We start from the raw sequence: 21,835 nt of genomic DNA on the forward strand, positions 1-21,835 counted from the left end.
AATTCGTCTATCTCTTTACGCCATAAAGGGCACCCTGGTTATCCATCAAGCAGTAAGCCCTTGAATAGAGGGCATGTCTTTTGCTTTAATCAGTAATACCATTATAATCCTCCTGTTAAATCGCAGTTTTGTCGCTTACCGCAGGAATATCCTGCGATTTGAACAGGATTATCAAAAGATATAGTATAGCCTGTTACCTCCTAGTATTCTTCATCTCATTCTTGTGTAATCATTTTCTTAATTATCATACACATGCTTATAGTTATCTAGGCAATAAAAAATGCAGGCCACAAGTCCGCAATGCGGGCTTTGGTCTGCATAATCAACGAGAAAAAGACGATCATTCACTTTTTCCTTTATGTCCGCCCACATAATCTGCCCGTTCAAGGAAGGTTCCACCAGCCATCGACCCAGCATAAAAGATCGTTTTTTTGCCAAATCGCTGCCGCAGTTCATCTATTACTCTATCTATAGCATGGTTCTTTTCTGCTCCTGCAAAAAACAGTTCCAACTGCTCATGTCCTTGTGACACGATTTTCCCGGCAGTAATATTTACCGATCGTACCGGTTCACCCTGCCACCGCTCACAAAACTCCTGGCGTGCCGCTTCACTAATGATATCTGTTGAGTGTTCCGGGCGAATCAGTTTAATTCGCGCAGTAAAACCTGACCTGAAATTCCGATCCGAATACCCTATTCCCAAATATATCTCCTGGCATTTTTCCTGGTGCTTACGCAGCCTGGCGCATACATCTCCCACCATTTCCTTGATGATCATTAGAATTTCTGCTTTTACATAATAATCCCGCATTAATATCTGGTTTTTACTATAGGATTTACTTTTCGGCCGTTCCTTCTGGCTAATGATGCTGGCATCCAAGCCCCATGCGTGGTAATATAACTGCAACCCCATTACGCCTAGAGTTTTCTGCAGCCACACCGGATCGGCGTGAGCCAGCCCCTCAATCGTATAAATGCCCATTTGCTTAAGTTTCTTATCATATCCTCTGGATATGCCCCAAAACGCAGTCAGCGGCTGTATTTTCCATACTGTTTGCGGCACCATTTCATACGTCCATTTTGCCATCCACGGCGGACGCTTTTTAGCTTCATTATCCAGGGCCAGCTTTGCCAAAAGCGGATTATCGCCAATGCCTATCGTCACAATAAGACCTAATTCATCCTTTACCGTCTTTAAGATGGCCTCCGCAATCGCTTCCGCCGGTCCAAACAAATTTAGCGATGCGGTAACATCCAATATAGACTCATCAATGCTATAAACGTGCATATCTTCATCTGTTACAAAGCGGCGGAATATATTCTGTATCGCCTGGTTCACATTGATATACAGCGCCATATTTGGCTCTACTACCATTATCGGCGAATGCTTGGGAATTTCAAAGAGTCGATTTCCGGTCTTGATATTATATTCCAATTTAACCCTCGGACTGCTGGCCAGTACAATCGCACCGGCTCTCCTTACATCCGATACTACAGCAATATAGGCTTCCAGTGGGTCAAGCTTCCGTCGCACCGCCTCTACGGACGCAAAGAATGACTTTGCGTCAATGCACAATACGCTCCTGCGGGGAAAACGAGAAAAATCAACGAGCCCCATCGCTTTTGTCTTCTTTCTCTTTCATCTGCTCGTTGTGCTCAGACAGGAGCATTCCCGCCCACTTCACCATACACCGGTCAACGTAAACTATCCGAGCCATCTGCCGGTAAATAGGGATACTCAGTAAATCGATAGTATGATCGCTCATCACAGCCACCTCCATTTACATAATACCAGAACATATGTTCTGTGTAAATGTTGATGGAGTTGTTAATTTTTGCTAAATTGAATGGAAATAAAGCCAGTTAAGATGGTTTCAGCCCGGAAGCCATTGCCTCATAGAAAATACCAAAAGAGTAAATACTTAAAAGAAACGTCTTACACTAAGAGGGCACCTTGGACGATACCGCACTGATATTGGCAAGATTACAATTTGGCCTTACGCTGACATACCATTTCTGGTTTGTGGGGCTTACCCTCGGGTTATCCATCCTAGTAGCCTTGATGGAAACATTTTATGTTCGCCTGGGAGAGCAAAATTACAAGTTAATGGCAAAATTCTGGGGCAAGTTGTTTTTGGTCAACTATGCTGTCGGCATCGCAACCGGCCTTGTCAACGAGTTTCAGTTCGGTATGAACTGGTCAGAATACTCCCGGTTTGTCGGCAGCGTATTTGGGCCGCCTTTGGCGTTTGAAGCCTTAACCGCGTTCTTCGTGGAATCGGTGGCAATTGGAATATGGGTGTACGGCTGGAACAAAGTTTCCCGGCGTGTCCACCTTAGCCTCATCTGGGTGGTGGCGATAGCTGCCAACTATTCGGCGTTCTGGATTCTGTCAGCCAATTCCTTCATGCAGCATCCTGTGGGCTACGTATTTAACAACGGACGCCTGGAACTGAACGATCTGGCAGCGTTTATAACAAATCCGTATCTCTTCTATCAATATTCCCACACCGTTCTATCCGGCCTAGTGCTGGCCGGATATTTTGTTATGGCTGTCAGCGCATACTACCTGCTGCGCAGGGAGCATCTGGACTTATTCCTGCGATCTTTTAAAATAGGTCTGGTATGCGCCATGATATCTACTGTTTCAGTTGTTGGTACCGGTCATTTTTATAATCAGTATCTTGCGCATACCCAGCCCATGAAAATGGCGGCCTCGGAGGCTCTGTGGGAAACCATCGAGCCAACCCCATTCATTTTTTTCGCACTGATCGATGAGAAGAATCGAAGAAATACTTATCAATTAGCGCTGCCGTCAGGACTCTCCGCCTTGGCCTATAATAGTTTAAACGCTCCCGTGACAGGGATGAATGACCTGCAGTCCGAGTTTGTAGAAAGGTACGGTCCAGGATACTATATACCGGCGGTGACGCTTTTATTCTGGAGTTTCCGGGGCATGGTCGCTATCGGCTTCTGGCTGGTTTTTCTTACCGCTCTCAATGCATGGTATTGCCGAAAGCAGCAGCTCGAATGCAGTCCGGTTTTGCTGAAAGCTACGATGTGGAGCCTACCCCTGCCGTACCTGGCTAGCACCCTGGGCTGGATAATGGCTGAGATGGGCAGGCAGCCCTGGCTTGTCTACGGGTTGCAGTTGACGCAGCAAGGCGTCTCTAAGGTCGTGTCTTCGGCGAGTATATGGACCTCTTTACTAGCATACGCGGTAGTATACGCCGGCGTCGCTTTAGCAGCCCTTTATATTGCTCGTAAAATTATCCTTAAAGGCCCTGGCAACGCCCAGGAATAACACAGGTGAATCAATGGATTTAAACACGGTATGTTTTATCATGTTCAGTTTTTTGCTTTTGGGTTATCTGTTATTGGAGGGCTTTGATTACGGCGTTGGCATGCTTCACCCTTTCCTTGGCAAGTCGGAAAGTGAGAAACGAGCAATACTCCAAACCATAGCTCCCGTATGGGAAGGAAATGAAGTCTGGCTAATTGCCGCCGGCGCAGTACTGTTCGCCGGCTTTCCTGACGTTTATGCCACTTTATTCTCCGGGTTATATCTTGCGTTGCTGCTCATCCTCGTGACGTTGATTCTGCGAGGCGTAGCCTTTGAATTTCGTAATCAGGATAACAACCCGGCGTGGCGGAAGTTTTGGGATTGGAGCATATTTCTCGGCAGTATAATACCCGCCTTGCTCTGGGGAATCGCCCTTGCCAACCTGCTGTACGGATTACCCATAGACGGTGAAAAGCAGTATGTGGGTACTTTCGGCGATTTACTAAGCATATATTCACTGACCGGTGGCCTATTTTTCACCCTCCTGTTCCTGCTCCATGGAACAGTTTTCCTCACCCTGCGATTGGATCATCGCTTTACGCCGCAGGTCAGAAAAATCGGTCTCACTACCAGTAAGTACGCAATACTTTTGTCTGCAGGATTCATCCTCCTGTCATTTCTGCGTACCGACCTGACAGCAAAACTTGTTCCTGCCGTGGCCTTGGCCGCACTATTCTTAGCGTTACTTTTTTGCTGCCGGTACTTAAAGGATCACCAATATGTACTCAGTTTTATTTTTAGTACCACTGCAATTATTTCCACTGTTGCTGCCATCTTCACCGGCTTGTTTCCCAGGTTGATTGTGTCCAGCCTGAACCCTGATTGGAGCCTCACTGTTTATAACTCGGCTTCTAACCCTTTAACCTTAAAAATCATGGCTGTCACAATGGCAATCGTGTTACCGGCTGTGCTTGCATTCGAGATTTGGAAATATCACATTTTCAGAGAAAGGGTAAATATCAACAACGCTACTATTGAGTCACATAAGCTATTATGGGAACAATTGCATTGGCAATTACAGCAATTAATAACGCATTCACGTAATCTTATTACTATTATCAAGAAAGGAAAGAAAACCTTAGGTAGTAGTGTGAATAGCCTTGACAAAGTTCCGGAAACAGCAACAGCAAATGAGCTGCAGAAATTCCGGGAGTTAATACGCTACGGTCGTCAAGTGGCACAGCTAGTTGCCAAGATGATAAATAGATTGAGAAACTAAGGGATACTTACTCTTGGCCGCAGTTTCATTAAACCTCTCGAACCAGTTTTTCTACATCATCGATTAATTTTTTCAGGCATGTACATGCCTGTTCTTCTTCGTGTCCAGCTAACGAGAATAAATTTTCTATCCTCCGCCCATACTCAGGCGGTTTGACCTGAAATCCGTCAATCATGCGGACAGCTTTTTTCTCATTGATACAGTACTCACCGTTGAGTGCGAACAGTACCTGGTTAAGACAGGAAACCGAACGGACCAGATGCGCTGCTACATAATACGCATCATGCTTATTTTTGTTCTTATCAGCAAACATATGAGAAAATCCGGCTTCAAACATAAAAAAGCGAATTATTGCCTCCCTCATGTTCTGTGGGTAAGGCTGGGTTTTATTCTGCATCTCCTGTAGTTTCCCATCGCGATCAAAGAGTATTCTGCAAATGGCTAGTTCCCCCATGTACATGGCATTTAGGTAAGCATGAGGATGCCCGGTTTGATAGTGGGCAGTAATCCTGCCTTCCCGACAATCCTCAATAGCCTGCTCCACTCGCAGAATATCCCGCAGAATGAAATCTACATGGCAGCCGTTAATCATAAGCCAGCCACCGCCATTAACCCAGTTTCCCCACGCCCCGGGAGGTGCGATCAAACCGGTCCCGTGTTCACTGTCCAACACCGTAGCTGCCTTGTCCAGAACGGTTAAATCAAGGGTATCGCTATGATAATAGATTCCAATATCAATGTCGGATTCAAGAGTATGAGTTCCTCTTGCTCTTGAACCGCCCAACACAACACCCGCTATCCCCATAATAGGGGTCAGAGTATTGCGAACCGATTGTAATATAGTTTCTATTTGATCCATTTTCATTTACCTCCCAAACAAGCTTCTCAAAGCCTTAAGGACTATGAGAAGCTTGCCAATTACTGTTTAACGGCTATTATATAATTTAAAATTGAACCTACACCGCCAGATAGCGAATATATACATAAACAGTCGCTATAAGTACAGATAGTAACATTATCGGAAAACCTATGAAAAAAAATCGCATAAACGAAATATGGACTCCCTCTTGTGCAGCTAATCCTACCACGATTAGGTTTGCGCTAGCACCAATTAAACTGCCGTTTCCACCAAAACAAGCCCCTAATGCTAAACTCCACCACAAAGGTTCTAAGTTCGCAATTCCCATTAACCCCATGTCCTGAATCATTGGTATCATTGTAGCAACAAATGGGATATTATCCACAAATGCGGAGGCAATTGCACTTAACCACAAAATCAAGATAGCCGTAACCTTAATATCCCCACCGGTAAACGCGATGGCACTTCGAGCCAAACTACTGATAATCCCTGTTTCGATAAGACCAGAGACTACTACAAAAAGACCTACAAAAAAGAAAATTGTACTCCATTCTACCCGGCTAAAAGCATGCTCAAGGTCATGATCGGTTTTACTTGTAAGCAATAACAAGATAAAGGCTCCCCCCAGTGCTACTGTTGCCGACTCCAAATGAAGAAGCTGGTGTAGAAAGAAGCCGAGGATAGTTAGGCTTAAAACTATTAAACTCTGCTTTAGAAGAACTTTGTCTTTTAATTCCTTTTTTTCATCCAAACTCATGAGTCCTGATTTTAACTCCTCTGTAGTCTTAAGCTGCTTACGATATATTAAGAGTAAAATAATCAGGGTTATAATTAAGGTTACCGCTGAAATGAACGCCAAATTATTAATAAACGCCATAAATGAAAGCTCCTTTACCGCACTGCCGATCATAATGTTCGGAGGATCTCCAATTAGAGTAGCCGTACCACCTATATTAGATGCGATAATCTCGGTAATGAGATAAGGTTCAGGATTGACTTTTAACTGCCTAGTGATGCTAAAGGTTACTGGAACCATCAGCAATACAGTTGTGACATTATCAAGAAATGCAGAAGATACAGCGGTAATGATAGCCAATAAAAAAAGAATTTTTAAGGGGTCTCCCTTTGCTTTTTTTGCAGCTACGATAGCTATATATTTGAATAATCCCGTTTCACCTGTTATGGCAACAATAATCATCATACCAGTCAATAAGCCTAATGTATTAAAATCGATATGATGAAGTGCAGTTTCCTGACTAACAACCCCCAAGGCCAACATGATTATGCCACCGATCATTGCTACAATAGTGCGGTGTACCTTCTCAGAAATAATAAATGCATAAGTCAATAAAAATACACTAATTGCCAAGATTGCTTGTTTTTCCATAATTCATCCTCCTGTCTCATTGTTATCATCCCCCAAAAACAAAAAGGAACCCCATTGTGAACAGGCTCCTCCAAAAATCCAAAAGATATTTAATTTTCTAATATATACTATATCATAATGTATAATGAATAGCACATCAAAGGCAATTTAATCATGGATGATTCTTCCTCTCAAACCACATAAAGGCTCCTCCAAGCACTCCTACCAATGCCATCAATAGCGCTCCCCGAAAGCCGAGAACGTAAACTCCTATACCAATACCAATAGCAGTAATTAATGCCCACCATAAAAATTCTAGCATAGCCGCTCACCTCTGTTATTATTTTCCAGAAAAAAAATAATAAGGAGCCTGTTGTTGAACAGACTCCTCCTAGAACCCCAATCAATATTTACTTTTAGATAATTATATCATATCTCACAATAGAAACGCAAGCCTCTTTGCCGGCGTCATGACCTACAAGCTACTACACCCTTGTTCCGGCTCACGATAGCCAAGCAAGGCTGTATAATAAATCACTTAGATAACAACCCTCATAATACTCTTACAACTGTAGTTGTCACAACAACCACAGTTGTAAGAGTAACCTATTTTATACTACCATATACGAGGCAGCCCGTTAGCTTGATAATCATAATCTTTAGCCTGCAACAAGCGAACTGTTTTGCAATGATAATATTCCAGCAGGTACTAGAGACGCTTGGCGACTTTATTCCAAGCTTCTTTATCGAGAAAACTACCATGAGCATTGCTTTCCATCTCTTTAAATAGACTTAAAGGCATACTAAAAGAGAGCAAATCGGCATCAATAACAGGACGAGCGGAAATATCAATCATTCCTACTATTGCATTAGGTTTCTCTTGGGCCGCTTCACTCCAAGGTAATAAGCAGGTTGAGTGGCAGCCTGCCGCAAACGGAATTTTGACGCTACTTTCTGATCGGCCATAATTAGCCAAGACCACCATGGCAGATAACTGATCGGGATTCACATAAAATACAATAACCTCTGGTTTTTCCTTATCTTCGTCTACTTCTGCCAGCGGCTTAAATACCACATACTGTTCAGGTATATCAGTTATCGGCAGGTGATCTACAAAGCTTTGAGCCATTGCCGGTGTCTTTTTATAGGCCTCGCCAGGCGGGTATCCCTCCCCACTTCCTGTAGAAAGAAAATTAGTAATACCGCCTGGAAAGCCACTGTAAAGATTCCCCAACCCTAGTCCAACTCCACCACCTAGACATCCAAAAGTTTTACGGCTAAATACAACTGTCCTGCCTTTAGTCGCTGCTGTAAGCATTGCCGCTACACAACCCCATTTTTGCTCGGCAAATTCGAGTGCTTTCTCAGGCTTTTCATTGGTAAATAAAACAGCTACAGGCGAATAACGAAGCTTTAGCCTACTTGCCAGTTCACTTTTCATAGTCTGTTTTCCTCCTAACATTATGCATACTCTTTCGCAGGGCTGTCCTGACCTTCTAAGAATTATTTCTCCCTTCCTCCCTTTTTATTCGAACCGTTTTGCACAGTGCATCCTATCATCCCCTTTCTATTTAGCTGCAACTTCAAATAACACAAAATAGCATATTAAAATTCATACATTATAATGAATATACTATTTGCAGTTATAGTTGTCATGACAACTATAACTGCAAAAAAAACCTATTTAATATTATAGTAAATTTGATTTAACATATTTTTCAATTCTGTCACTTTATGTTCATCGATTCCTGTTGTTGCTTTATCTAATAGTTCTTTAGCCCTGGGAATTAATTGTTCCCTCACTGCCCACCCTTTGTCAGTCAGAAATATTTGAAAAGCCCTTTTATCTACAGGATGAGGTTTTCGGACAATCAATTCTTTCATTTGTAATTTCTCTAAAATGCGATTTGTATTGGGTTTATCTTTGTCGATTCTGTCTGACAACTCTTTAGGGGTAACACCTTCTTGTTCCCATAAACAATTAAGTATGGCCCATTGCTCTGGTGTAACATCATATTCTTTGAGTCGTTGCAGCAATTCATTTTTGAGTTTTGCATTCGTCTTATTTAAGATAAACCCCAAGGAGTCATTCAATTTAAATTCCATTTATACCACCATTATGATTGTTGTGACAACTATATTATACTTATTTAACAATTTTTAGTCAACATGTACCTAATTTCCAGCTATGAGAGCTGATGATGCGCTACAGCTTGTCCGCGCTATACTGCCGCACCGGCACGCCTTGGACACGTTGTTGTTGACATGCCGCTTTTATTCTTCCTTATCGGTAAAAAAGGTATCAATCATTTTCTCTGCCAGACGTTTCGAAGCATTGGCCTGAGCAACCAGCATCAAGATGATTAAAAGAAGCTCAGCCGCATTCCGGTTAGTTGTTTCTATAGCAGCTGTTTTGCTCTCTATATATTTGACTTTTTCCTCAAAAGTATCGTAGAATTCTGCGAACTGTTCCTTTCTTAACTCCAGGAAGGTTATGTATATCTCTTGGAGAGGAATAACATCATCATCAGGGGTATTAATATCGTTCAAAATAGGGGCAAAGATTTTTTTGATATCACTAATTGAAAGAATGCTTTTTAATTGGGAAATCAATATTAGAAGCATAATATGCTGTCTTCCATATTTTCGATTTTGAGGCGGTATCAACAGTTGATCTTTGGTATAATTGTTGATCATGGTTTTTGTTAGACCCTTGTCAGCTGACTCTCTTTTTAGCCAATAAAGCCTATTGTTAAGAAACTCTAATAGCTGGTCCATATAAAGATTTATATCAGGGATATCGTCCACCTGAATATCTTCGGTCAGGCCAAGACTTTCGATGATCGTTTGTATGGTTTCCTTGTTATATTCCATGATTATATCCATTCCTTTCGCTCCGTTCCAGGCACAAAACAGAATAAAATCCCTATTTGTTTTGGGGAACCAGTCTGTAGATACACACCGGGTGTTAGACGGCCCCTAATTAAAAATATATTCCATATAACCTTCTCTATGACACGAATAAAGCGATTAACTGCTATTATGCAAAATGATATGCAGTAGTTTCTTGTTTTAGAAACTACTGCATATCATTTTGTTTACTATGTTACCCGGTATGTCGCACGTTGGTTTTGTATATACAATGTTTCGTGTTTTATTATCCATTATATATATATTAGTTAAACAAAAAAACGAAACGAAAAAGAGAGTAATTTAAAGATAACATGTGTTTTTGGCGAAATACAGTCACTTTGGCTAGTTACTGTGAATACTATATCACGACAGAACGAATTATCAATGCTAGCGCAAACTTAGCGGAAATTTAAATTGAAAGGGAGAGAACATCTTTGGTTAAAGTGGGATTTATCATTTGTCCGCACTGTAGCGACATGACTTGGGAAACAAAAGAGTTTGCAGCAGTAAAAACAGGAGCGGGTGCATTTAGAAATTTAGGCCCGGCTGCAGTAGTTGGCTGTATTGCCTGCGCTGGGTGTCCAGGCAAGCAAGTAGTAAATAGAGCTAAATTATTGATAAAATGTGGCGCCGATATAATTGCGATGTCCTCTTGCATGAGCAGTACCACCGCGGATAAAAATGCCTGTCCTTATTATGAGCATATCCTGGAAGAACTGTCTAAAAAGTTAAGAACGACGATTGTTATTGACTGCCGTAATGGCGCTGGCGCTTAACCTGTCAGTAAACACACAGATTTCATAAATGGAGGTATCTACGTGAGTATAGAGGAAATAGTCTTATTAATTGCCGTAACTGCCGGTTTGATAGGGGCAACGATTTATCGCAGCAACAAAATGCTTGGGAAACTAAAAATCACGAATACGGATAGCAAGAAAAAAGATTCGAACCGCTGAAGTGATCCTAACTAAAAAGTTAAACAAAGTCTTTATCGGTTTGGCAAAATACATGGCGAATAAATCACCCGGCGTCCAGAGTGCCAAATCCCCAACCGTGTAACCGGTCTGCACATCCCATTCTTTCTTATTCTGTCTCCTATTTCAAGTGACTATATTCTTCATCACTGACCGCTTCCAGCCATTCATTGGCGGTCTCATCTCCCGGCACTTCCACTGCAAGATGGGCAAACCAGCTATCTTTGGCCGCGCCATGCCAGTGTTTGACACTGACACGGATGTTTACTACATCTCCGGGCCCTAGTTCCTGCGCCGGCTTCCCCCACTCCTGATACCAGCCTCTGCCGGCAGTGCAAAGCAAAATCTGTCCGCCGCCTTTTGCAGCCCGATGAATATGCCAGTTGTTGCGACAGCCCGGCTCAAAGGTCACATTGCCGATCACAACATCGCTTGTGGACAGCATATTCAAATAACTCTGTCCAACAAAATACCGGGCATACGCTTCATTCTTTTCCCCCATAGGAAATACGCTCAACTCTGCTGGTTTCATCTTATTGGGTTCTCCTCCTGCTCTTGCGTGTTCTGTACTATAATCGGCATGTGGTTTCACCGCCTTATGGTGATAGGATAGCACTTGGAGTTAGCACCAAGTCAAGCATTTTATAGAAATTTTACCGTAAAATGAAAAGGTAACTTCGTGATGGGCCCTATTGGTAGGCGTTGTATGGCTCGGGGGAAAATGGCGCTGGAACCATCTGGCAGGGCTTTTAGTAGCAGGCATCGGGATGGCAATTATCGCTTCTCAACAGGGCGGTGAGATGACGACAGCCGGATTTTGGCTGGTTACAGCCGCCGCTGCTTGCTGGGGTGTGGGCAATGTCATCATGCGCCGGGCTACTCAAGGTGTACCGGCTTTTCCTATGCTGTCGCTGATTGTTTGGATGGGTTTTTTAGCTATTCTTCCGTTAGCGGTATTGTCGTTGCTGCTGGAAGGCTACGATTCCTGGCTGTCAGCCTGGCAGGCACCTACCTGGACAGGCATTGGCTCGCTTATTTATTTGGCTTTGGTGGCTAATCTGGTTGGATATGGACTATGGGGAAAACTGCTTTCCTGGAATATAGGCAAAAAGTCTGAAACCTCCTGTTGATGCCGATGCCAGTTCCTCATTGTTCAAAGCCTATGAAGTTAGGTGCCACCTGCTTCATAGGCTTTATTCCCCTCTTACCTGGCCGCATTACGAGCAGTTTGGTTATGTCAGTGAATAAATGCCTCCATGATAGCAATAATAGGTCTTGGCTTTCATTGCAAGTAATTTCTCCATTGATTCTGCGGCCTGTTCAATATCCAATGTAAATTGAGGGTTTGCGATAACAGGCAAGCCATTCTCTAAAGCAATGGCATCACCGGTTATAACAATCGAAGCTTCTTCCATGAACAGCGAAATATGTCCGGGCGTATGCCCTGGGGTTGCAATAACTTGGCAACCTCCGCACCAATTCAAGTACTCCCCATCATGTAACATTCTGTCTACATGAACCGGCTCAACCCTGCGAAGCATCTTACAAAATGCCTTTCCAAACGCCTGCTGGTCGGGTGGAAGGGTCATTTGCATTTCTTCTGCCTGACACAACCGCAGCGGTTTTTCCTGTGCGGAAATAAAGAGTGCTTCCTCCGCTGAACTGTATATTTGCAGTTTGGATTCACTCTTTTCAATGCGGCAGCCGCTCCTATATGGTCGTGGTCATGATGGGTCAGGACAAGTCCTGTCAGTTGCTGTAGCGAAATTCCATGTAACAGCAATTCCTGATCAAGCATGGGGCACGAACCAATGAATCCGCCATCAACCAATATAATATTCTGCTGATCCCACAGCAGAGTGGGGTGTATCGTGTTTTGAGTATCGCCAAATGGCATAGTTATGGTCAGCGGCAGAATTTTGTATCGCATTTTACGGATTTTCTTTGCCATAAATAGTCTCAATCTCCTTTCGATTAACGCCACAACCTTACTGAAAGGCCTTCATCCGTCTTATCGTCAGCATGTGCTGCGATTTTGTACGTATAAGTATTTGTGCTCCGTTTTGTTTCCATTCAGATGAATCCATCCAGCAGACTGCCGCCACTCAAGGTAATAATGGAAATCAAAGTTATTTTCCCCCTGACAAAGTGTAGATGACAAAAAAGGAGCGTCCCCTATTGTCTCTATTGTCTATAACGAACAGGCACGCAGGACAAATTCCTGCGTGCCTGTTCGTTATAGTTACTGCTTACGGCTTGCAAATAATTTCGGCGATATAGGTATCAAAGATATTGGCGGCATGGGCCGGACGTATGACCACCGCTGCATCAGCGCCTCGTCCGGTACCGCCAATGGCAATGATATCTTCACCATAGGGGATCAGTCCGGCATCCAGCGCCATAACAGCAATCTCTACAGTAACTTTAACTCCCTGCCCAAACATTCTCAGCGTATTGGCCATAATTTCCACTGGATATGCCCCGCCGAACTTCCGGCTAATACCCCGTTCCGCCCCGGACAGTACATGGGTGGTTGTTAGTACTTTTACATTTTTACTCACTAATAGTTCACGCTGCTCGGCAGACAATTCATTAACACCCGGCTCCTTAAAGCCATTGGCATGGGTAACGCAGACCACGTTTTCAACTTTTCCTGCCAGCAATTGAGCGGTTTTGCCGGTGTTGGAGGCTACAACAACGGACTTGATGCCATACTCTTTTGCTTTACTCAAGGCCAATTCCACCGTTTTCTCAGTATGGGCGTCACCTGCAGATTTCCAATACATGCTCATCACTCCTCTACATCAATACGTTCAATTTTAAAAATGACGGGACGAGTGCCGTCGTTACAACAGGCAATCATCATCTTTTCGTCATTTGTCCAGCCTTTCATAATCGACCCGCCCTGCAATGCTGCATATACATAACGGCTGATGGCATCCCATGCCTCTGAGCAGAATTTTCCATGCAGCATCCGGAAGAAATCATTGCCTTCCAGCAGAAACTCTTGACCTTCTTCAAAAAAAGGACATTTTCCCGACCGGGGATCAGCCAAATACTGTTCCTGCAAATCTTGATAGCATTCCTTGCGCAGTACGGTTATCTTACATTTGTGTTCCATGCTCATGCTCTCCTGACGTTTATTGCCGAACAGTTGCGCCCGGCTATGTACCACATAGGAAACGCTATTACTCAGCTTCCGGAGTAGGCTTAGAGGATTGATTGCCCCATTTCGCAACAAAATAAATTAGGGCTATGAGTACAGCAATAAATAAGCTAACCCGCGTAACACTTAAATATTCTCTCGGCAGGGCATCATAAAGCCCGAGTATCCCAAAGAAAATAAAAATTAACGAAGCTCCCCATTTTACTATGCGCTCAGGAATTTGTTTGCCAAGTACAACGCCGATGAGAATACCTATTGCATTTGCAATCATCATCCCAATTGTTGTTCCCATCCATACCGGAACTATCTCATTGGGGAATTTAGCCGCCAACGCAATAGTTGCCAGTTGTGTCTTATCTCCCATCTCTGCGATAAAGAAGGCTACGGTAACCGTCCAAAACGGACTCATTGAACGTTCCCGGTCTTCTCCTTCAAGTTGATCTCCCCTGATTGTCCAAAGCCCAAACACAATAAATGATAGTGAGGCGATAATTTGGACAGTGCTCATCGGAACGTAGTTGGTAATATAGCTTCCTACTACTACAGCAAATAAATGGTTCAATACTGTCGCAACAAAAACACCACACAATACCGTCTGCCAGCGGTATCTTGTCGCAAAGGCCATCCCCAGTAATTGTGTTTTATCGCCCATTTCCGCCAGTACAACAAAGAGCGATGCTGTGATAAAAGCCTCCATGCTTATCCTCCTTTTTTACATACAAAAAACTTCGATACAACTATACCGAAGGTCTTCATAGAAATAAAAAAGGAGACACTTCTAGTATAGTTGCAAACTATACTAAAGGTCTCGCTAATTGGCTTGTACCAACAATAAGGCCAGGCTATTGCCAGTGTGTTGACCCTATCTCGCTAGCTACTCCCCTTTAGGAATGTTAAATTATTCTAATAATAGCATATCCAGTTATACTTGTCAAATCGCCAAACCTTCAATTACACTCAACAAGACTATTGGTTCCAAGCAATTAATGGTATACTTAACTTGTAAACTTTGACAAGCCAACAATCCATCTTATCCGGTCTGCCTGCTGCGGCAAGTGGCGGCAACCGCTATAAAAACTACCGAAAGGAGCTAGTTTTATTGATATGATGAACCGTAATCCGATGCTTGCCGGAATGGACGCCTGCCCTCCGTCAATCCGGGTGATGGAAAAACTGCTCAAGGTTGTACAGCAGCTCTCCGCCACACACGATTTGCAATCTGTTATGGATATTGTCCGTCATTCGGTACGCCAACTTACCGGCTCCGACGGAGCGACTTTCGTTTTGCGCGACGGCAATTTTTGTTATTACGCGGAGGAAGACGCGATCAGTCCGCTGTGGAAGGGCCTACGCTTTCCAATGGAAATCTGCATCAGCGGCTGGGTTATGCAAAACCGTCAGCCCGCTATTATTGAGGATATTTTTGAAGACAAACGCATACCTATCGGCGTATACCAAAAAACGTTCGTGCGCAGCCTGGCCATGGTTCCGATTAAGTCCAATGATCCTGTCGGGGCTATCGGCTGCTATTGGTCGGAATCCCGCACTCCTACGCTGGAGGAAGTCGAAGTGCTGCAGGTGCTGGCCGACACAGCAGCCATTGCCATTGATAACATCGGCTATCGTGAAAATATCGCCAGTCAGGCCCGGCAATTGGAAGAAGCCATTGACGGAACACTGCTTGCCGTAGCTAGTATGGTGGAACTGAAAGATCCCTATACGTCCGGCCATCAGCGGCGTGTAGGCATTATTGCCTTTGACATCGCCCGCGAGATGGGCTGGGACATCAAACGTTGTGAAGCCTTGCGCCGTGCAGCCATTGTCCACGATATCGGCAAAATCGGCATTCCCGGCGAACTGCTTGCCAAACCGGCCAAATTGACCGCACCGGAATTTGCCTTGATCCAAACGCATGCTCAAATGAGCTATGATATATTGAAGGAAATTAAGCTTCTGCTGCCGATAGCAGAAATTATCTGCCAACATCACGAGCGCCTGGACGGCAGCGGCTATCCGCACGGCCTGACCGCGGAGCATATCCTGCCAGAGGCCAGGATCGTGACTGTCGCTGATGTGTTTGAGGCAATGACTTCTCACCGGCCCTACCGTCCGTCACTGGGTCTGGAGGCTGCTCTCGATGAGCTTACCCGCCATAGCGGCACGCTGTACGATGCCGCTGCTGTCGCCGCCCTGGTACGGCTGATCAAGGAGAAAAACTACCAACCCCCGCAGTAGCGTTCACTGCGAGACGGGTTACGGATAATCCAATGTGTCAAAAATACTTAGTATAATGAATTAAGCATTGGAGGTGTTTTAAATGAAAGCAATGATAATTCGTAAGTATGGCGGTCCGGAAGTATTTGAAGTCGCAGAGGTGGACAAGCCTGAACCAATCCCGGGGCATGTAGTATTGAAGGTAGCTGCTAGTAGTATTAACCCGCTAGAAACGAAAATTCGCTCAGGTTTGGCTGCTGCTATCGGACCTCAATTACCCGCTATTCTTAATGCGGATGTTTCAGGTGAGATTGTAGCTGTTGGCGAAGCAGCAGGTCAATGGAAAGTTGGTGATCAAGTATTCGGCTGTACTGGTGGAGTTGGGAATTTACAAGGAGCATTGGCTGAATTTATGCTAGCAGATGCTAATTTAATTGCGAAAAAGCCTACTTGCATTGATCACTACACGGCAGCATTATTTCCGTTAGTCACTATAACTGCCTGGGAAGGAATTATGGAAAAATCCTTGGCGAAACCAGGAGAAAAATTATTGATACATGGTGCTGCCGGAGGAGTTGGACATATAGCTGTACAATTAGCAAAGCAACAAGGTGCAATTGTTTATGGTACGGTTTTAAATCAAGAGCAAGCCGATGTAGCGAAAGCCTTTGGTGCGGACCATGTTATTTTTTCTAATACTGAGTCTGTTGAAAACTATGTAGAGAAATATACAGACGGTAGAGGATTTGATGCGATATTCGATCCAGTAGGGGGAAATAATTTAACTAACAGTTTCAAAGCAGCAAAATTAAAGGGTGTAATCTGCACTACTAACGCCAGAGCCACTCTGGATATTGGACCGATGCATGCGAAAGCCCTGACTTTACATGCTCTATTGATGACCGTACCTATGCTTTTCAATATTGAGCGTGAGCGACATGGCAGGATACTGGACCATATAAGTAATTTAATCGAACAGGGAAAATTGCGTATCAAGAGAGATAAACAACAGTTTACTTTTGAAGAGATTACTAAGGCTCATGAGTATTTGGAAGCCGGTAAGGCTATCGGAAAAATATCATTGGTAAACTCGTTTAATCCTCTCTCTTAAATCAACGATAAAGCAAGTAATATTGCGGATGCTCTAAAGGTAGATGTCGCTGCATTTTTTAATCCCATCGATATAGCAATCCGGGGTAGAATTCTTTTCCCCCTCATTGATCCAAATAGCCACCATTGGTGAAACATCATAATATTATATATATAATATTATGTTTGAGGAGGATAATGATGAAAAAACAAATCATTGTAAATCTGACTGCCCACCGGGCCGGCTATCTAGAAGACAACAAATTGATCAAAGAGTATTATATCGGCAGCGGCAGGCCGGAAACACCTACTCCGCCAGGCAGCTACGAAGTCATTGAAAAAATTCGTTATGAAAAGCAAGGCGAATTTGATTTTGGTTCTCGCAGGCTGGTTTTGTCAACGGATAAATCCTGTTTGCATGGGTCATGGAACGGACCGGTAGAGGGATATGTCTCCGGTGGCTGCATTAGAATGTATAATCAAGATATTGAGGAACTATTTGAAAAGGTGGAAATCGGTACACCGGTAATTATGATACAGTAATGTCAAGCAACCAGCGGTAAGCGGCTGTTCCCAACGCCTAGCGTGAAACTTTCTTATACAAAGAGGCTACCGTCATCACGGCAGCCTCTTTATATTTGTATAAGAGTGAGGCGACTGACTTCACTGTTGCCCTTCCAACTCTGATGCTCAGCAGCATACAACCTAGTACACTTCTATCCGCTACCATCGGCCCACGCATGCTCCGTATCTCTCGGTACATTTTCGGTTTCGCTAGGCCCTACAAACTAAACATGCCACCTTTGCCAGACTCTGCTATAAGGTGAGAAAGTGACAAGTCCTTTTCTCGTCCGGAATAAAAGTCCCTGTACCTTCACAACCTTAAAACGGGAGAATTATGACGACTATTTCCCGTAACACAGCAGAGGCATGAGGCATACCGGCCATATGCCGTTTGACGACAACACAGGGTTACGGACAATAGACCGCTTGTATTCACCAGGATTAGAGTGCTTCAAGGAACCGGCTTTACCCGGAAGCCTAAGCGTCGTTGCCGACGCAGGAAGGGTGTATCATGAGCATTAGCGTAGAAATGTTTATTTCCCTGGCCGCAGCAGTGATCACTTTGTTGTTGCTGATCTTTGCGGTCGACTGGCGGTATTTCCGGGACTGGGTGGTGGTGTATCTGTTTAAAAGCCTGCTGGACTTTGTTGTCAGCAGTCCGACCGTGGAACTCCGTCTGCTCGAATATCCCGACCGGCTGCTGCCAAACTTGTACGATACCAGCCTGCTGTTTGAATTGTGGGTGTTTCCGGTGCTGTGCATCCTCTACAATCAAATAACACGGGATAAAGGGCTGAGCGTCATCCTGGGTTATGCCCTGCTATTCAGCGCCGGCATCACCGTAATCGAGTATTTTTTGGAGCTTCATACCAACTTGATTCGCTATATTCAGTGGAGCTGGCTCACCACCTATGTCACGTTGTCCATTACTTTTTTACTTTCCCGGGGTTTTATCGCCTTTTATCGCCGGGGCTGTGACAAAGCAATGGGAGTTCTGGAAAATCGAGTAGGAGGCTACCCATTATTTGAGTAGCCGACCTCTCACACCACCGTACGTACCGTTCGGTATACGGCGGTTCAACAGGATGAATGGGTTATCGAATACCTTTCGCTGACTGTTATAAAGCCAATCTTCCTTAGGCGCTCATTAGTAAGTATTCTTGTAAGAATAGGGCTGTTGGCTGTGTGCCAATAGCTCTTTCTCGTATTAGCATATTTCCGTGCTGTTCGCTCGTCCATGCCAAGTTTCACAAGATTATCACGCTTTGCGGATATTTTCTTCCACTGCTTCCAGTAGCACATCCGTATTCTTCTACGCAACCACTCATCCAATGCTTTGGCAGTGGCCTTCATGTCTGCCATGCCAAAGTAGTTCACCCAGCCAACGATGCACTGCCTGAGCTTTTCTCTGCGTTCTTCCACGCTCATGGCGTTGCTTCTCCCTGTTATTTCTTTCAGCTTTTGCTTGAATTTCTTCACAGGTTTTGGGTGTACTCGTATTCCCATTCCACCTTTCTTAGGGTAGAACGAGAATCCTAGAAATTTCAGCTTCCAGGGTCTGTTTACCGCACTCTTTTCTTTATTGACCTTGAGCTTTAGCTCTTCTTCAAGAAAGCGCGTGACACTTGCCATAACTCGCTTTGCCGCCTTTTCGCTTCTGACATAAATATTCGCATCATCGGCGTAACGGCAAAAGCTCAGCCCCCGTTTAGTGAGTTCAATATCCAGTTCGTTCAGCATAACATTGCTAAGCAGCGGCGAGAGGTTGCCGCCCTGCGGGACACCCGCCTCGGTTTCTGCTACCACGCCATTAACCATGATCCCAGATTGAAGATATTTACGAATTAACGATAGTACTCGGTTATCCTCAATTGTCACTGACAGCAGGCGCATGAGTTTATCGTGATTCACTGTATCGAAGTATTTTGCTAGATCAATATCAACCGCCCAGGTATACCCGGCTTCGATATATTCCTTGCATCTCCGAATCGCTTGTTTAGCGTCCCTTCCGGGTCTGAATCCATAGCTGTTCACTGAAAATTGCATCTCATAGATCGGGGTTAGTACTTGGGCGATGGCTTGTTGTATCACACGGTCGACTACAGTAGGTATCCCAAGCAGTCGCTTACCGCCATCGGGTTTTGGTATTTCTACTCGTCTGACGGGTTGGGGCGTATACGTCCCCTCCAGTATAGACTGTCGGAGTTGGGCGCCATTTTCCTTCAGAAATTGCAAAAGTTCATTTACTGTCATCCCGTCGATTCCATGGCTCCCTTTGTTGTCCTTCACTCGCTTATAGGCTAGATTAAGGTTGTCCCGGTGAAGGATATCCTCCAACAGTTCACTGGTGTATTCATCGCCATCGTTTCTTCCTTCTTCAGGCATAGAAGAGATGCTCGGCACTCCTGCAATACTTCCGGGTTCCACCCTTTCCTCCTGCAGGTAGTCTTCATTATGAAGTTGTCTGCTTTCTACGCATTTCCTCGTACCTTGCAAAATTCAGAAACCTCCTATTGTTCGGCCCTTCCCAGGGTGTATATATCCATCCTGGTAGTATGGCCTCTGCTGACTTCTGACAGTTTAGCCATGCATCGCTGCAAGGCTTGCTGCTTTCAAGTTCATGTCCACTGCCTACTGTCAGATCTCCCCAGGTAAGAACGCTTACTTTCACTCCATCTATCTGCCACATTTACATCGTTCACTTCGGATAGTTTAGGGCTTTGTTTTGTCTTGCAAACTCGCCCAGCGAACATATGCCTTTTATGTGGTTCGTGTTCCTCAGACCGGAGCTTTGCCGCCGACTTCCTTCAGATTCCACCTCACGGTGGACACCCTTGTCTTAGGCTAGCGGTTGGCACTATCAACCCCCGCATTGGACTTTCACCAACTAGTAAGCGCCCATGCTGGGCGCACAAGAAAAAGCTCCCTGATTGCAGGGAGCTTCAGGCTGTAATCGCCTAGTTTCGTTGCTCCTCAGAGCTCGTTTTTGAACAGCCTGGACTTTGTCTACAAGCTGAGGCACCGCAATTCGGTACCTTTTCTTCTTGCCATGTTTTTTGATTTAGATAGATTTTTCTACCTTGATAATGCTAGTTCCTTACGGTCTACCGCCTGAGGCGGCTTTTCCATCCATTCCTTCTCAAGGGACGGAATCAAGGGGACGGACATTTTGCTTCGCAAAAATACAATGCAACAAAGAAGCAAAAAGAGCGTCCCTGCGCTTCTACACATGCTCCGTTGAATTCCAATATATCGCCATTTTTCAAGGTCACTTTAATCATATTAGTCTTCCTCCCAGGTTTGAATTGATTTCTATAGTTTTCCTCTTCCTTTGTCTGAGGAAACATATACACATTCTCCCACAGCCCTTGAGGCCAGGCCTGGTCTCAAGGGCTGTGTTTTCTTTTCTGTTTCCATTTCAAACCACAAACGATTATTGACAAAGAAAAAAAAGTGGAATAATATAACATTATAAAACCAGCAGTACTAATTTTGTCAAATTAGTACTAAACAAAACCGAGGTGTTTTTTTTGCGTGACCGTATTTTGATGGCAGCTATTGAAGAAATAAATTACCATGGCGTCCGGTTTACAATGAATGATCTTGCCAAACGGCTGAGTGTCAGTAAAACATCCATATATGAACACTTTTCTTCGAAAAGCGAGCTGATTCACAGTATTTTAATATCAGTAACTCAAGATATTCAGCAGCAGGAACAAGCGATCTGTAATAACGCCACATTGACTTTTGCTGAAAAAATAGCAGCCATACTTAAAGTTGCGCCAACAATGTTGGGATCTATTAACAATTTTCGGCTGAAAGACGACCTCCAGCTCTATTATCCCAACGAATTTCAGATCACCCAAAAATTTAATGAGGAACGCCAAGAGCGCTTTTTATCCCTGATTGTTCAGGGTATCGAAACCAAAGCGCTCCGGCCGATCAATACCAAAGTACTTCGCCAAATCATTGCCAGCACTCTCGATGATTTATTCTCTTACCGGTTTCTCTCTGAAAGCAATATGACCATCCCGGATGCCTTGACCGCCATGTCAGATATTCTAGTCAACGGATTACTGCCCAAAAAAGAATAAGTGGACTTCGTTAAAATCGCGGGCTCACACGCGA

General features: G+C 44.2%; 24 protein-coding genes. 10 read left to right on the forward strand and 14 right to left on the reverse strand.

The window, feature by feature from the left end:
• Positions 1-340: 340 nt before the first annotated feature.
• The gene (locus SPSPH_RS12920; protein WP_075756765.1) at positions 341-1,618 is read right to left on the reverse strand and encodes a Y-family DNA polymerase; all 1,278 of its coding nucleotides are present in this window, start codon (positions 1,616-1,618) and stop codon (positions 341-343) included.
• Positions 1,619-1,954: 336 nt separating this feature from the next.
• On the opposite strand from SPSPH_RS12920, the gene SPSPH_RS12925 reads away from it, so the two are divergent.
• Positions 1,955-3,304 (forward strand): cytochrome ubiquinol oxidase subunit I, encoded by a 1,350-nt coding sequence (locus SPSPH_RS12925; protein ID WP_075756764.1) that lies wholly within the window; start codon positions 1,955-1,957, stop codon positions 3,302-3,304.
• Between the two features lie 13 nt (positions 3,305-3,317).
• Positions 3,318-4,562 carry a cytochrome d ubiquinol oxidase subunit II gene (gene cydB / locus SPSPH_RS12930; protein WP_075756763.1) on the forward strand — a complete coding sequence of 415 codons (1,245 nt, stop codon included), beginning with the start codon at positions 3,318-3,320 and terminating at the stop codon, positions 4,560-4,562.
• Between the two features lie 28 nt (positions 4,563-4,590).
• Here the strand turns inward: cydB and SPSPH_RS12935 are convergent, their stop codons facing one another.
• The 5 genes from SPSPH_RS12935 to SPSPH_RS12955 all read right to left on the reverse strand — a co-directional run bounded on the left by SPSPH_RS12935 (position 4,591) and on the right by SPSPH_RS12955 (position 9,673).
• Positions 4,591-5,421, reverse strand: a complete 831-nt coding sequence (locus SPSPH_RS12935; protein WP_075756762.1) for a nucleotidyltransferase domain-containing protein — start codon at positions 5,419-5,421, stop codon at positions 4,591-4,593.
• 97 nt (positions 5,422-5,518) lie between these two features.
• The gene (locus tag SPSPH_RS12940) at positions 5,519-6,808 is read right to left on the reverse strand and encodes an ArsB/NhaD family transporter (RefSeq protein WP_075756761.1); all 1,290 of its coding nucleotides are present in this window, start codon (positions 6,806-6,808) and stop codon (positions 5,519-5,521) included.
• Positions 6,809-7,496: 688 nt separating this feature from the next.
• Positions 7,497-8,228, reverse strand: coding sequence for a DUF169 domain-containing protein (locus SPSPH_RS12945; RefSeq protein WP_075756760.1), 732 nt, complete (start codon positions 8,226-8,228; stop codon positions 7,497-7,499).
• Between the two features lie 239 nt (positions 8,229-8,467).
• The gene (locus tag SPSPH_RS12950) at positions 8,468-8,893 is read right to left on the reverse strand and encodes a MarR family winged helix-turn-helix transcriptional regulator (RefSeq protein ID WP_075756759.1); all 426 of its coding nucleotides are present in this window, start codon (positions 8,891-8,893) and stop codon (positions 8,468-8,470) included.
• Positions 8,894-9,061: 168 nt separating this feature from the next.
• On the reverse strand, positions 9,062-9,673 hold the full coding sequence (locus SPSPH_RS12955) for a DUF1836 domain-containing protein (RefSeq protein ID WP_198930956.1): 612 nt from the start codon (positions 9,671-9,673) through the stop codon (positions 9,062-9,064).
• Positions 9,674-10,143: 470 nt separating this feature from the next.
• Here SPSPH_RS12955 and SPSPH_RS12960 point away from each other — a divergent pair, with 470 nt between their 5' ends.
• Both SPSPH_RS12960 and SPSPH_RS12965 read left to right on the forward strand, forming a co-directional pair.
• Complete coding sequence (locus tag SPSPH_RS12960) at positions 10,144-10,476, forward strand: CGGC domain-containing protein (RefSeq protein ID WP_143559012.1); 333 nt, start codon at positions 10,144-10,146, stop codon at positions 10,474-10,476.
• Positions 10,477-10,518: 42 nt separating this feature from the next.
• Positions 10,519-10,656 (forward strand): hypothetical protein, encoded by a 138-nt coding sequence (locus SPSPH_RS12965; protein ID WP_158027097.1) that lies wholly within the window; start codon positions 10,519-10,521, stop codon positions 10,654-10,656.
• Positions 10,657-10,795: 139 nt separating this feature from the next.
• Here SPSPH_RS12965 and SPSPH_RS12970 read toward each other — a convergent pair whose 3' ends face one another.
• The gene (locus tag SPSPH_RS12970) at positions 10,796-11,206 is read right to left on the reverse strand and encodes a cupin domain-containing protein (RefSeq protein WP_075756757.1); all 411 of its coding nucleotides are present in this window, start codon (positions 11,204-11,206) and stop codon (positions 10,796-10,798) included.
• Between the two features lie 235 nt (positions 11,207-11,441).
• Here SPSPH_RS12970 and SPSPH_RS12975 point away from each other — a divergent pair, with 235 nt between their 5' ends.
• Complete coding sequence (locus SPSPH_RS12975; protein WP_075756756.1) at positions 11,442-11,804, forward strand: EamA family transporter; 363 nt, start codon at positions 11,442-11,444, stop codon at positions 11,802-11,804.
• Between the two features lie 102 nt (positions 11,805-11,906).
• Here SPSPH_RS12975 and SPSPH_RS12980 read toward each other — a convergent pair whose 3' ends face one another.
• The 5 genes from SPSPH_RS12980 to SPSPH_RS13000 form a co-directional block, all read right to left on the reverse strand.
• Complete coding sequence (locus tag SPSPH_RS12980; RefSeq protein ID WP_198930955.1) at positions 11,907-12,263, reverse strand: MBL fold metallo-hydrolase; 357 nt, start codon at positions 12,261-12,263, stop codon at positions 11,907-11,909.
• Positions 12,260-12,625: an MBL fold metallo-hydrolase gene (locus SPSPH_RS12985; RefSeq protein WP_198930954.1), complete on the reverse strand. Its 366-nt coding sequence runs from the start codon at positions 12,623-12,625 to the stop codon at positions 12,260-12,262. The genes SPSPH_RS12980 and SPSPH_RS12985 overlap by 4 nt, the downstream gene beginning before the upstream one ends.
• A gap of 298 nt (positions 12,626-12,923) precedes the next feature.
• Positions 12,924-13,460, reverse strand: coding sequence for a pyruvate kinase alpha/beta domain-containing protein (locus tag SPSPH_RS12990; protein WP_075756755.1), 537 nt, complete (start codon positions 13,458-13,460; stop codon positions 12,924-12,926).
• 5 nt (positions 13,461-13,465) lie between these two features.
• A complete protein-coding gene (locus SPSPH_RS12995; protein WP_075756754.1) occupies positions 13,466-13,795 on the reverse strand; it encodes a TIGR04076 family protein in 330 nt (109 codons plus the stop codon).
• 67 nt (positions 13,796-13,862) lie between these two features.
• Entirely contained in the window at positions 13,863-14,537 is a 675-nt protein-coding gene (locus SPSPH_RS13000) for a TMEM165/GDT1 family protein (protein ID WP_075756753.1), read from the reverse strand.
• Between the two features lie 407 nt (positions 14,538-14,944).
• On the opposite strand from SPSPH_RS13000, the gene SPSPH_RS13005 reads away from it, so the two are divergent.
• From SPSPH_RS13005 to SPSPH_RS13020, 4 genes are all read left to right on the forward strand, one after another.
• On the forward strand, positions 14,945-16,075 hold the full coding sequence (locus tag SPSPH_RS13005; RefSeq protein WP_083945623.1) for an HD-GYP domain-containing protein: 1,131 nt from the start codon (positions 14,945-14,947) through the stop codon (positions 16,073-16,075).
• An 82-nt stretch (positions 16,076-16,157) separates the two neighbouring features.
• Positions 16,158-17,165 (forward strand): zinc-dependent alcohol dehydrogenase family protein, encoded by a 1,008-nt coding sequence (locus SPSPH_RS13010; RefSeq protein ID WP_075756752.1) that lies wholly within the window; start codon positions 16,158-16,160, stop codon positions 17,163-17,165.
• Between the two features lie 176 nt (positions 17,166-17,341).
• Complete coding sequence (locus tag SPSPH_RS13015) at positions 17,342-17,686, forward strand: L,D-transpeptidase (protein ID WP_223226318.1); 345 nt, start codon at positions 17,342-17,344, stop codon at positions 17,684-17,686.
• Positions 17,687-18,218: 532 nt separating this feature from the next.
• Complete coding sequence (locus SPSPH_RS13020) at positions 18,219-18,740, forward strand: CBO0543 family protein (protein WP_075756750.1); 522 nt, start codon at positions 18,219-18,221, stop codon at positions 18,738-18,740.
• A gap of 44 nt (positions 18,741-18,784) precedes the next feature.
• Here SPSPH_RS13020 and ltrA read toward each other — a convergent pair whose 3' ends face one another.
• Positions 18,785-20,203, reverse strand: coding sequence for a group II intron reverse transcriptase/maturase (gene ltrA / locus SPSPH_RS13025; protein WP_075756749.1), 1,419 nt, complete (start codon positions 20,201-20,203; stop codon positions 18,785-18,787).
• 656 nt (positions 20,204-20,859) lie between these two features.
• Positions 20,860-20,988: a hypothetical protein gene (locus SPSPH_RS13030; RefSeq protein ID WP_269147947.1), complete on the reverse strand. Its 129-nt coding sequence runs from the start codon at positions 20,986-20,988 to the stop codon at positions 20,860-20,862.
• Between the two features lie 240 nt (positions 20,989-21,228).
• On the opposite strand from SPSPH_RS13030, the gene SPSPH_RS13035 reads away from it, so the two are divergent.
• Entirely contained in the window at positions 21,229-21,801 is a 573-nt protein-coding gene (locus SPSPH_RS13035; RefSeq protein WP_233139105.1) for a TetR/AcrR family transcriptional regulator, read from the forward strand.
• Positions 21,802-21,835: the final 34 nt, after the last annotated feature.

This window comes from Sporomusa sphaeroides DSM 2875 (genome assembly GCF_001941975.2).
In the GTDB taxonomy this organism is placed as follows: Bacteria; Bacillota; Negativicutes; order Sporomusales; family Sporomusaceae; genus Sporomusa; species Sporomusa sphaeroides.

Excerpts from the sequence above, each read along its gene's own strand:
- SPSPH_RS12920 (WP_075756765.1), bottom strand. The coding sequence starts at position 1,618 with ATGGGGCTCGTTGATTTTTCTCGTTTTCCCCGCAGGAGCGTATTGTGC.
- cydB (WP_075756763.1), top strand. The coding sequence starts at position 3,318 with ATGGATTTAAACACGGTATGTTTTATCATGTTCAGTTTTTTGCTTTTG.
- SPSPH_RS12935 (WP_075756762.1), bottom strand. The coding sequence starts at position 5,421 with ATGGATCAAATAGAAACTATATTACAATCGGTTCGCAATACTCTGACC.
- SPSPH_RS12940 (WP_075756761.1), bottom strand. The coding sequence starts at position 6,808 with ATGGAAAAACAAGCAATCTTGGCAATTAGTGTATTTTTATTGACTTAT.
- SPSPH_RS12945 (WP_075756760.1), bottom strand. The coding sequence starts at position 8,228 with ATGAAAAGTGAACTGGCAAGTAGGCTAAAGCTTCGTTATTCGCCTGTA.
- SPSPH_RS12950 (WP_075756759.1), bottom strand. The coding sequence starts at position 8,893 with ATGGAATTTAAATTGAATGACTCCTTGGGGTTTATCTTAAATAAGACG.
- SPSPH_RS12955 (WP_198930956.1), bottom strand. The coding sequence starts at position 9,673 with ATGGATATAATCATGGAATATAACAAGGAAACCATACAAACGATCATC.
- SPSPH_RS12970 (WP_075756757.1), bottom strand. The coding sequence starts at position 11,206 with ATGAAACCAGCAGAGTTGAGCGTATTTCCTATGGGGGAAAAGAATGAA.
- SPSPH_RS12975 (WP_075756756.1), top strand. The coding sequence starts at position 11,442 with ATGGCAATTATCGCTTCTCAACAGGGCGGTGAGATGACGACAGCCGGA.
- SPSPH_RS12980 (WP_198930955.1), bottom strand. The coding sequence starts at position 12,263 with ATGACCCTTCCACCCGACCAGCAGGCGTTTGGAAAGGCATTTTGTAAG.
- SPSPH_RS12985 (WP_198930954.1), bottom strand. The coding sequence starts at position 12,625 with ATGGCAAAGAAAATCCGTAAAATGCGATACAAAATTCTGCCGCTGACC.
- SPSPH_RS12990 (WP_075756755.1), bottom strand. The coding sequence starts at position 13,460 with ATGTATTGGAAATCTGCAGGTGACGCCCATACTGAGAAAACGGTGGAA.
- SPSPH_RS12995 (WP_075756754.1), bottom strand. The coding sequence starts at position 13,795 with ATGGAACACAAATGTAAGATAACCGTACTGCGCAAGGAATGCTATCAA.
- SPSPH_RS13000 (WP_075756753.1), bottom strand. The coding sequence starts at position 14,537 with ATGGAGGCTTTTATCACAGCATCGCTCTTTGTTGTACTGGCGGAAATG.
- SPSPH_RS13005 (WP_083945623.1), top strand. The coding sequence starts at position 14,945 with ATGATGAACCGTAATCCGATGCTTGCCGGAATGGACGCCTGCCCTCCG.
- SPSPH_RS13010 (WP_075756752.1), top strand. The coding sequence starts at position 16,158 with ATGAAAGCAATGATAATTCGTAAGTATGGCGGTCCGGAAGTATTTGAA.
- SPSPH_RS13015 (WP_223226318.1), top strand. The coding sequence starts at position 17,342 with ATGATGAAAAAACAAATCATTGTAAATCTGACTGCCCACCGGGCCGGC.
- SPSPH_RS13020 (WP_075756750.1), top strand. The coding sequence starts at position 18,219 with ATGAGCATTAGCGTAGAAATGTTTATTTCCCTGGCCGCAGCAGTGATC.
- SPSPH_RS13030 (WP_269147947.1), bottom strand. The coding sequence starts at position 20,988 with ATGATTAAAGTGACCTTGAAAAATGGCGATATATTGGAATTCAACGGA.